The following is an 8,437-nucleotide window of genomic DNA, read 5'->3' as shown; positions in this document are numbered from 1 at the left end:
CCACCCCGAAGGGCTTCATCGTTCGACTTGCATGTGTTAAGCACGCCGCCAGCGTTCGTCCTGAGCCAGGATCAAACTCTCCGTGAATGTTTACCCGTAATCGGGTGAGACACTCGCGTTGAGCGGAACGAACCAGTCGGAATATGACCGGTCGTCCTCAGCGTCCTCGCTGTAGTGTTGCCACCCCGAAGGGTGGACTTTTTCAAAGGAACCTCGACCATCCGAAGATGGACGGGGTATCAACTAATCTGGCGTTGATTTTTGGCACGCTGTTGAGTTCTCAAGGTGCGGACGCTTCCTTCGTTCCTGTTTCCAGGCCCTCCGGGCGCTTCCTTCGTTTTCCAGCTTAGCAGATCCGATTTCCGTTTCTGCCACCCGCTGGAGCGGGCTGCTGGGGCAAGAATTCGCTATTCGCGCTTTCCGTTCCCGGCGGGGTTGAACATTACCAGGCTTTCTCGGCCCCCCTGACCACATCCCCTGCGAGCACGCAGAGGTGTAGACCACTGGGGTTAGGATCTGGCTTGATAGGTGCTGCCGACCCGCGACTCAAGGCCGCGTTGGGGTCAGGCAGGAGTACGACAGTACATCCCACCGTCAGTAGAGGCAAATCGTCCAGGTAGTCCCTAGCTCCGCAGAACGGGTACGTCTCGTGCGGAACCGGGACTTCCTATGACATACGCTTCAAAACAGTACGCCGTCCAGGACAGGTAGTGACGGCGAAACACGATCTCCGCCCCTGGGAGGCTTCCCATGACAAACGTGACGTCGCCGCTTGCCGGCCGCGCCATCGGTCTCGCCGCAGTTCCCGACCCGGTCTTCTCCGGTGCGATGGTCGGTCCCGGTACCGCCATCGATCCCGTACGCGAGCCTTCGGAGGCCGTCTCCCCGCTCGACGGGGTCATCGTCTCCATGCACCCGCACGCGTTCGTCGTCGTCGACGACGAGGGACACGGTGTGCTGACCCACCTCGGCATCGACACCGTGCAGCTCAACGGCGAGGGCTTCGAGCTCCTCGTCAGCAAGGGTGACCGGGTGACGCGCGGACAGGCCGTCGTCCGGTGGAACCCCTCCTCGGTCGAGGAGGCCGGCAAGTCCCCCATCTGCCCCATCGTGGCCCTGGAGGCCACCGCGGACTCGCTCTCCGGAGTCGTCGAGGACGGCGACGTGAAGGCCGGCGACCAGCTCTTCGGCTGGAGCTGAGCCGGTCTGTCGTCGTGACGACCGCGAGTTCGACATTCAACGCGGCGGCCGGGGCCGCCGCTCAATCGGAGACGGGTGAGATGGAGACAACGCTGCGAGGCGTCGGCGTCAGCCACGGAGTGGCGATCGGCGAGGTCCGGCACATGGGCACGGCGGTGCTGGAGCCGCCGGCCAAGCAGATCCCCGCGGACGAGGCGGAGCGCGAACAGGGGCGCGCCCGTCAGGCCGTGGAGGCTGTGGCCGCGGACCTGATTGCCCGGGGCAATCTGGCCGGCGGTGAGGCCCAGGCGGTGCTGGAGGCCCAGGCGATGATCGCCCAGGACCCGGAGCTCATCGCCGACGTCGACCGTCGGATCGCGGTCGGCAGCACGGCCGAGCGCGGTATCTACGACGCCTTCTCGCACTACCGCGAGCTGCTCGCGGGTGCCGGCGAGTACATGGCGGGCCGGGTCGCGGACCTGGACGACGTGCGGAACCGGATCGTCGCGCGGCTGCTCGGCGTGCCGATGCCGGGCGTGCCGGACAGCGACGAGCCGTACGTGCTGATCGCGCGGGACCTGGCGCCCGCCGACACGGCGCTGCTCGACCCGGCGCTCGTGCTCGGGTTCGTGACGGAGGAGGGCGGGCCGACCAGCCACAGCGCGATCCTCGCGCGGGCGCTGGGTGTGCCGGCGATCGTGGCGATGCCGGGCGCGGGTGAGCTGGCCGAGGGCACGCTCATCGCGGTCGACGGCTCGACCGGTGAGCTCTTCGTGGACCCGAGCGAGGAGAAGAAGGCGGAGCTGACGAAGGCCGCCGCGGAGCGCAAGGCCGCGCTGGCCACGTCCAGCGGTCCCGGCGCGACCTCCGACGGGCACAAGGTGCCGCTGCTCGCGAACGTCGGCGGTCCCGCGGACGTGCCCGCTGCGGTGGAGGCCGGTGCCGAGGGCGTCGGTCTGTTCCGTACGGAGTTCCTCTTCCTGGACGACAGCAAGCAGGCGCCGTCCGAGGAGAAGCAGGTCGAGGCGTACCGCAAGGTTCTCGAGGCGTTCCCCGAGGGCCGTGTGGTCGTGCGGGTGCTCGACGCGGGCGCCGACAAGCCGCTCGACTTCCTGACGCCGGCGGACGAGCCGAACCCGGCGCTGGGTGTGCGGGGTCTGCGGTCGCTCTTGGACCACCCGGATGTGCTGCGGACGCAGCTGAGCGCGCTGGCGAAGGCGGCCGAGGGGCTGCCGGTGTACCTCGAGGTCATGGCTCCGATGGTGGCCGACCGTACGGACGCGAAGGCGTTCGCCGACGCGTGCCGTGAGGCGGGGCTGCGGGCGAAGTTCGGTGCGATGGTCGAGATTCCCTCCGCCGCGCTGCGGGCGCGCTCGATCCTCCAGGAGGTCGAGTTCCTGTCGCTGGGCACCAACGACCTGGCGCAGTACACCTTCGCGGCCGACCGTCAGGTCGGTGCGGTGTCCCGGCTGCAGGACCCGTGGCAGCCGGCGCTGCTCGACCTGGTGGCGCTGTCCGCCGAGGCGGCCAAGGCCGAGGGCAAGAGCTGTGGTGTCTGTGGCGAGGCCGCTTCGGATCCGCTGCTCGCGTGTGTGCTGACCGGGCTGGGCGTCACCTCCCTTTCCATGGGTGCGGCGTCGATTCCCTATGTGCGGGCGACGCTCGCCAAGTACACGCTGGCGCAGTGCGAGCGGGCCGCGGCCGCGGCGCGGGCCGCGGACACGGCGCATGACGCGCGGATGGCCGCGCAGGCGGTGCTGTCCGGGGAGTGATCTCCCGGGGTGCTTGACGAAGGGGCTTTCCGTCACGTGGTGGCGGGGAGCCCCTTCGTCGTGTGCGGGGTCAGTGGTGGCTGGTCCAGTCGTCGTCGGGGTCGGGGGCGAGAGGGAGTCCGGCGCGGTACTCGACGCCGGGTTCCGGGGAGAGCGGTTCGCCGGTGCGGGCGTCGGTGCAGTAGGCGGCGAAGACCTCGGCCTCGGTGAGGGGGGTCAGGCCGCCGTCGGTGAGGCGCCAGCCGTGGAGCCGGTCGGGGGCGTCGGGGGTGGTGGTGCGCAGGACGACTCCGCCGGGTGCGGCGAGGGCGATGCCGGTGGCGAGTACCGCGGTGAACTCCGGTGCGGCGGCTTCGTCGGCGGATGGTGCGGTGCCGGTTGTCCGGAGGACGGCGAGGAGTTGGTCGTCGGCGGCCTGGACGCTGCAGACGAGGTGGTGGGTGCCCGGTCCCGCGGCCTGGAGGAGTCGGAGGAGCAGGCGGCCCGCCCGCGCGTAGGCGGCATTGCCGATGTCCTTGCCGCAGCGGGCGCAGTCTCCGGCGGTGGCGAGGACGGTGGTGGCGTACTCCCAGGTGGCCTGGCGGACGGCGGTGTCGACGAGTTCGGGGAGGAGGGTGGTGAGGGGTTGTCCCGTGTAGGTGACGCGGGCGCCGGTGGCGGCCAGGTGGGCGGTGAACCGGCTGCGGCTGGCGGGGTGGTCGGGGTCGGTGCCGGTCTCGGCGCACCAGGCCGCGTACTCCTCGGGGTCGAAGAGGGTGACGGTGGTGTGGCCGCCCTGGTTCGCGAGGGTCCGCAGGAGGGCCTCGATCTGGCGTAGGTAGGTGGTGTGGTCGTCGAAGGCGAAGGTGCGGTACTGCCGCATGGCGGCGAAGTCGTGCTCGTCGGCGAGGAGTCCGACGGTGCTGGGGACTTCGCGGCGCAGGGCGCGGCGGAGGTGTGCGGTGGTGGTGCCGGTGCGGGTCATGTCTCCCCCTGGTGACGCTCCGATCAGTGCTCACTCACCGTAACCTTCGCCACTGACAGTGACGGTTCGGTGAGGCGTCGGCGGACGAGACGGTTCTGTGCGGCGGTGGTGGCGACCAGGGCGGCGCCCAGGAAGGGCCAGGCGAGGGGGCCGGCGGAGATGAGACCGGTCATGAGGAGGGGGCCGGCGAAGCGCTGGGTGGACTGGGCGAGGCCGTGGACTCCGAGGTAGGCGCCCTGGGCGTCGTCGGGGGCGAGGGCGACGGAGATCTCCCAGGAGGCGATGGTGTGGACCATCTCGGCGAAGGTGAGGGCCACGGTGGCCGTGATCATGGCGGTGATCGCGAGGGTGCGGCCGCCGAGGGCGGAGACGGCGAGGGCGAGGGTGGCGATCGCGAAGAGGCCGGCCAGGGGGCGGAGCAGTCGGCGGGCGGCGTCGGTGGTGGCCCCGAAGCGGGAGAGGGGGACCTGGAAGAGCACGACGAGGGCGCTGTTCACGACCATCAGGAGCGGTGCGAGGCCGACGGGGGCCTCGGTGGCGTGGACGATCCAGAGCGGCAGGGCGACCTGGATGATCGAGTCGTGGAGGAAGAACACGGCGTCGCCGGTGGTGAAGGCGAGGAAGCCGCGGTCGCGCCAGGGGTTGGAGGGCTTGGCCGTGGGGGCCGGGTCGGTGGAGGCGGCGGCGACGCGTGAGGTCGCGGGGGCGGGGGGTTCGGCGCAGCGGAGCGTGAGGGCGGCCATCACGAGGTAGGACAGGGCGTCGCCGATGAGCAGGAGTTGGAAGGCGGTGGCGGAGCCGATGGCGAGTGCGGCGGCGGCGCCGAGGCCGCCGAGGGTCCAGCCGAGGTTGCCGGCGGTGCGGTTGATGGCCTGGTAGCGGACGCGGTCGGGGCCTGCGACGCGGGCCGCGTAGAGCTTGGTGAGGACGTTGGTGGCGCGGTCGGGCAGGGCGCCCGCGGCGGAGAAGAGGACGAGGAGCAGGTAGTCGTCGGTGGTGAGGAGGGCGAGGAGGGCGGCGGCGCGCAGGAGTTGGGTGCAGATGATGACGCGGACGAGGGGGAAGCGGTCGGCGAGGCGGCCGCCGAGGGGAGCGCCCGCGATGCCCGCCGCGCCGGAGAGGGCGATGAGGAGGCCGACCTGGCCGAGGCCGAGGCCGGTGACGTAGGTGAAGTAGAGGGCCATGGCCGTGGACCAGAGTCCGGTGCCGCACTTGTCGATGAAGCCGACGAGAAGCATGCGGCGGCCGTCCGTGCCACCGGGGATGCGGTCCTTGAGGGGCTGTCGGGTGGGTGGTGTGGTGCTGCGGCTCATGGGTCCCCCTTGCGAACTTCTTTGTATCGATACATAATTGATTACGTGGCAGAACAATATGCGATCGAAGGGGCGACGGCCAAGAGAATTGCCGCGTCCGTGGAGCGGGGCGTGACCGAGGGCGGGCTCGCCCCGGGCGACGCCCTGCCGCCGGTGCGGCGGCTCGCCGACGAGCTGGGGGTGAGTCCGGGGACCGTCGCGACGGCCTACAAGGAGCTGCGGCAGCGGGGGCTGATCGTCACGCGGGGCCGGGGCGGGACCGTGGTGGCGGACGTGCCGTCGGTGGCCTCCCGGCGTCCGCCGCGCGTGCCCGCCGGTCTGGTGGACCTGGCCGGCGGGCATCCTGACCCGGCCTTTCTTCCCGTACTGCGGCCCCCGGCGTCGGTCGCCCCGGTGTACGGCTCCCATCGCGGCGCGCCGCGGCTCGCGCACCTGGAGGCGCTGACCAGGGCGTGGTTCGAGCGGGACGGGGTGCCGGCCGAGCACGTGACCTTCGCGCACGGCGCCCTCGACTGCATCGCGCGGCTGCTCTCGACGGAGCTGCGGCCCGGGGACGCCGTGGCGGTGGAGGATCCCGGATTCCACCATCTGCTCGACCTGGTGCCCGCGTTGGGTCTACGGATGGTGCCGGTGGCGGTGGACGGCGAGGGGCTCGTACCGGACGCGCTGCGGACCGCGCTGCGGGGCGGGGTGCGCGCGGTGGTGTGCAGTCCGCGGGGCCAGTGTCCGACCGGGGCGTTCTTCACGCGCGCGCGTAGGGACGAACTGGTGGCGGTGCTCGGGGAGTTCCCCGAGGTGCTCGTCGTCGAGGACGATCACAACGCGGAGGTCGGCGGGGCCGCGGCGTACACCCTCGCGGCGGCCGGGCTCGAACGGTGGGCGCAGGTGCGGACCGTGTCCAAGCACCTCGGCATCGACCTGCGCTGGGCCGGGGTCGCGTGCGACGCGGTGACGCTGGCGCGGCACGACGGGCGGATGCTGATGACCTCGGGCTGGGTCAGTCACGTCCTGCAGGAGACGGTGGCCGGCCTGCTCTCCGACGCGGCCGTACGGGAGCTGGTGGCCGCGGGCGAGGAGGCGTACGCGGAGCGGCGCGCGGCGGTGATCGGCGCGCTCGGCGCGTACCGGATCCGTGCGGTCGGGGCCAGCGGCCTGAACGTGTGGGTGCCCGTGCGGGACGAGTCGGCGGTCGTGAACGGGCTGCGGACGCAGGGCTGGTGGGTCGCCGCGGGTGCGCGGTTCCGGATCGCGGCCCCGCCTGCCGTACGGATCACGACGGCGACGCTCGCGCCCGCGGACGCGCTGCGACTCGCGGCCGACTTCGCCGAGGTCCTGGGGGACGCCCAGGCGACGTACGGCGGTTGACCGAGCCCGGGGTGCGCTGGTGACGCGCGGACGCTCCAGGGAGGGCCGATGCCTTCCCCGGAGCGTCCGGTCGGTGTGGGGTCAGCGCGTGCGGAAGGCACCCCGCTGGGTCTGGGTGAGGGTGTTGCCCTGGGTGTCGGTCAGTTCGGCGCGCAGCGAGACGGTCTTGCCGGGGCCGGGGGTGCGGAAGCCTGCCTTGCCGTCGAGGACGGGGACGCGCGTCCAGGTGGTGCCGTAGTCGGTGGACATCGACACGGTCAGGGACCGGACGCCGGTCCCGGCGGCCGCGCCCTGGACGGTGACCGGGACCTGGAGCAGGGTCCCCGCCGGGGCGGTGCCGTCGAGGGCGAGGTCGGGGGCGAAGCGGACGACGCTCAGCGGCAGGGCCGTGGCGCGGGGCGTCGCGGCCGAGGTGAAGGTCCAGGAGGCGGTGACGCTTCCGGCCGACGCCGAGCCGTCGCCCCGGGTCGCCGAGGCGGTGAGCCGGTACGAGGCCTTTCCGGGGGTCGTCGTGAACTCGGCGCGGCCGGGCTCGCCCTGGCGGGTGCCGATCAGCACGCCGTCGCGTTGGAGCGTGGTGGTCGCGGTGCGGAAGCGCGGTGCGCTCGGGGTGTGGCCGTCGCCGTCGGCGAGCTGCGGGATGTCGAGCGCGAGCTTCTTGCCGTCGCGGACGCCGGCCGGGCGGGCGCCCGGCGCGGGGTCGAGGGCGGGGCCGAAGACGGCGTTGTCGAAGGTCTGCGTGACGGTCGCGCCCGCGTGGACCGCGATTCCGTTCGCCTCGTAGCGGTTGGGCGGGGTCTCGGGCGCGGCCGGGCCCGTGAAGGTGACGTCCCAGAGACCCCGCTCCGGGGTGACCTTCACGGTCGCCGTGGCGGGGAGCTGCAAGGACTGGGCGAGACCGACGGTGGGGCCCGCGCTGGGCTGGACGGAGACGAACCCGGTGCCGGTCGCGCCCTCGGCGGCCGCTCCCCGGATCTTCACGGTCGCCAGCTTGTCGGCCGCCGGGTGCCGGACGAGCCCGGTCAGGGCGCGGTCGGAGGTGAAGGTGTAGCCGAGCGCGTAGTCGGAGCGCGCGCCGGACCAGTAGGTGTCGAACCACTCCTTGACCGTGCCCGATTCGGCGGCCGGGCCGAGGTGGGCCACGCGCAGGCCTTCCCGGCCCATCATGATGTTCGCCGAGCGGGTGGTGCCCTCGTGGGTGACCTCGACGAACCCGATGCTGTTCAGGTAGCGGGCGCCGGACTCCGGCGGGCGGACGTCCACCGGGGAGGTCGTCCGGGCGTCGACGGTGACGGTCGTGTCGCCGTTCAGGTCCAGGCGGGGCTGGACGACCCAGTCGGTGCCGGTGGCCGGATCGGGACCGTACAGCGTGGAGTCGAGCAGGTAGCGCCCCTTGGGCAGGCGGACGGTGACCGTGCCGGACGCGTCATAGGGAGCGGCCTCCTCCTGCGCGCCGGGGCCCGAGATGCCGGTGACGTGGGTGCGGTAGCCGCCGGTGGCGGCGCCCGCGCGGTCGAGGTGCCGGATCGTCAGGGTGTACGTCTCGGGGGTGCCGGACGCCGCGACGGCGGTCGGGGGCAGGGCTGAGAGGGTCGTGCCCGCGAGGACCGCGGTGAGGGCCAGGGAGCGCAGGAGGGTGCGGCGGCCGGGGGTGCGGGGGCCCGTCGGGCGGGGTGCGGCGGCGGTGTCCGTCGTACGGCTGGGTGTCGAGGAATCGTTCATGCCCAGCACTGCTCGCGGCGGGAGGGGCGTTCCCGTGACCTGGGCCACATCGGCCTGGAGGTCGGTGGGGTCGGTGGGGTCGGTGAGGCGTGTGGTCCAGGTCACGGGAACCCAGGCGAACC

6 protein-coding genes and 1 rRNA gene are annotated in these 8,437 nt (G+C 72.3%); 3 read left to right on the top strand and 4 right to left on the bottom strand.

Going from position 1 to position 8,437, the window contains the following annotated elements:
* Positions 1–87, bottom strand: a 16S ribosomal RNA gene (locus ACZ7HT_RS34820); the annotation flags it as partial.
* Positions 88–750: 663 nt separating this feature from the next.
* On the opposite strand from ACZ7HT_RS34820, the gene ACZ7HT_RS34815 reads away from it, so the two are divergent.
* Both ACZ7HT_RS34815 and ptsP read left to right on the top strand, forming a co-directional pair.
* Positions 751–1,200 carry a PTS sugar transporter subunit IIA gene (locus ACZ7HT_RS34815; RefSeq protein WP_471173449.1) on the top strand — a complete coding sequence of 150 codons (450 nt, stop codon included), beginning with the start codon at positions 751–753 and terminating at the stop codon, positions 1,198–1,200.
* An 80-nt stretch (positions 1,201–1,280) separates the two neighbouring features.
* Positions 1,281–2,951, top strand: coding sequence for a phosphoenolpyruvate--protein phosphotransferase (gene ptsP, locus ACZ7HT_RS34810; RefSeq protein ID WP_471173447.1), 1,671 nt, complete (start codon positions 1,281–1,283; stop codon positions 2,949–2,951).
* A gap of 70 nt (positions 2,952–3,021) precedes the next feature.
* On the opposite strand, the gene ACZ7HT_RS34805 is transcribed toward ptsP, so the two are convergent.
* Both ACZ7HT_RS34805 and ACZ7HT_RS34800 read right to left on the bottom strand, forming a co-directional pair.
* Positions 3,022–3,915, bottom strand: a complete 894-nt coding sequence (locus tag ACZ7HT_RS34805; RefSeq protein WP_471173446.1) for a hypothetical protein — start codon at positions 3,913–3,915, stop codon at positions 3,022–3,024.
* A gap of 23 nt (positions 3,916–3,938) precedes the next feature.
* Positions 3,939–5,228 carry an MFS transporter gene (locus ACZ7HT_RS34800; protein ID WP_471173445.1) on the bottom strand — a complete coding sequence of 430 codons (1,290 nt, stop codon included), beginning with the start codon at positions 5,226–5,228 and terminating at the stop codon, positions 3,939–3,941.
* Between the two features lie 45 nt (positions 5,229–5,273).
* Here ACZ7HT_RS34800 and ACZ7HT_RS34795 point away from each other — a divergent pair, with 45 nt between their 5' ends.
* Positions 5,274–6,593, top strand: coding sequence for an aminotransferase class I/II-fold pyridoxal phosphate-dependent enzyme (locus tag ACZ7HT_RS34795; RefSeq protein ID WP_471173443.1), 1,320 nt, complete (start codon positions 5,274–5,276; stop codon positions 6,591–6,593).
* An 81-nt stretch (positions 6,594–6,674) separates the two neighbouring features.
* Here ACZ7HT_RS34795 and ACZ7HT_RS34790 read toward each other — a convergent pair whose 3' ends face one another.
* Positions 6,675–8,420 (bottom strand): serine protease, encoded by a 1,746-nt coding sequence (locus ACZ7HT_RS34790; RefSeq protein ID WP_471173442.1) that lies wholly within the window; start codon positions 8,418–8,420, stop codon positions 6,675–6,677.
* Positions 8,421–8,437: the final 17 nt, after the last annotated feature.

The sequence above is a fragment of the Streptomyces sp. NPDC037410 genome, assembly GCF_055602235.1.
The sequence above is the reverse complement of the archived record's forward strand: the minus strand, read 5'-3'. Positions and strand labels throughout refer to the sequence as shown.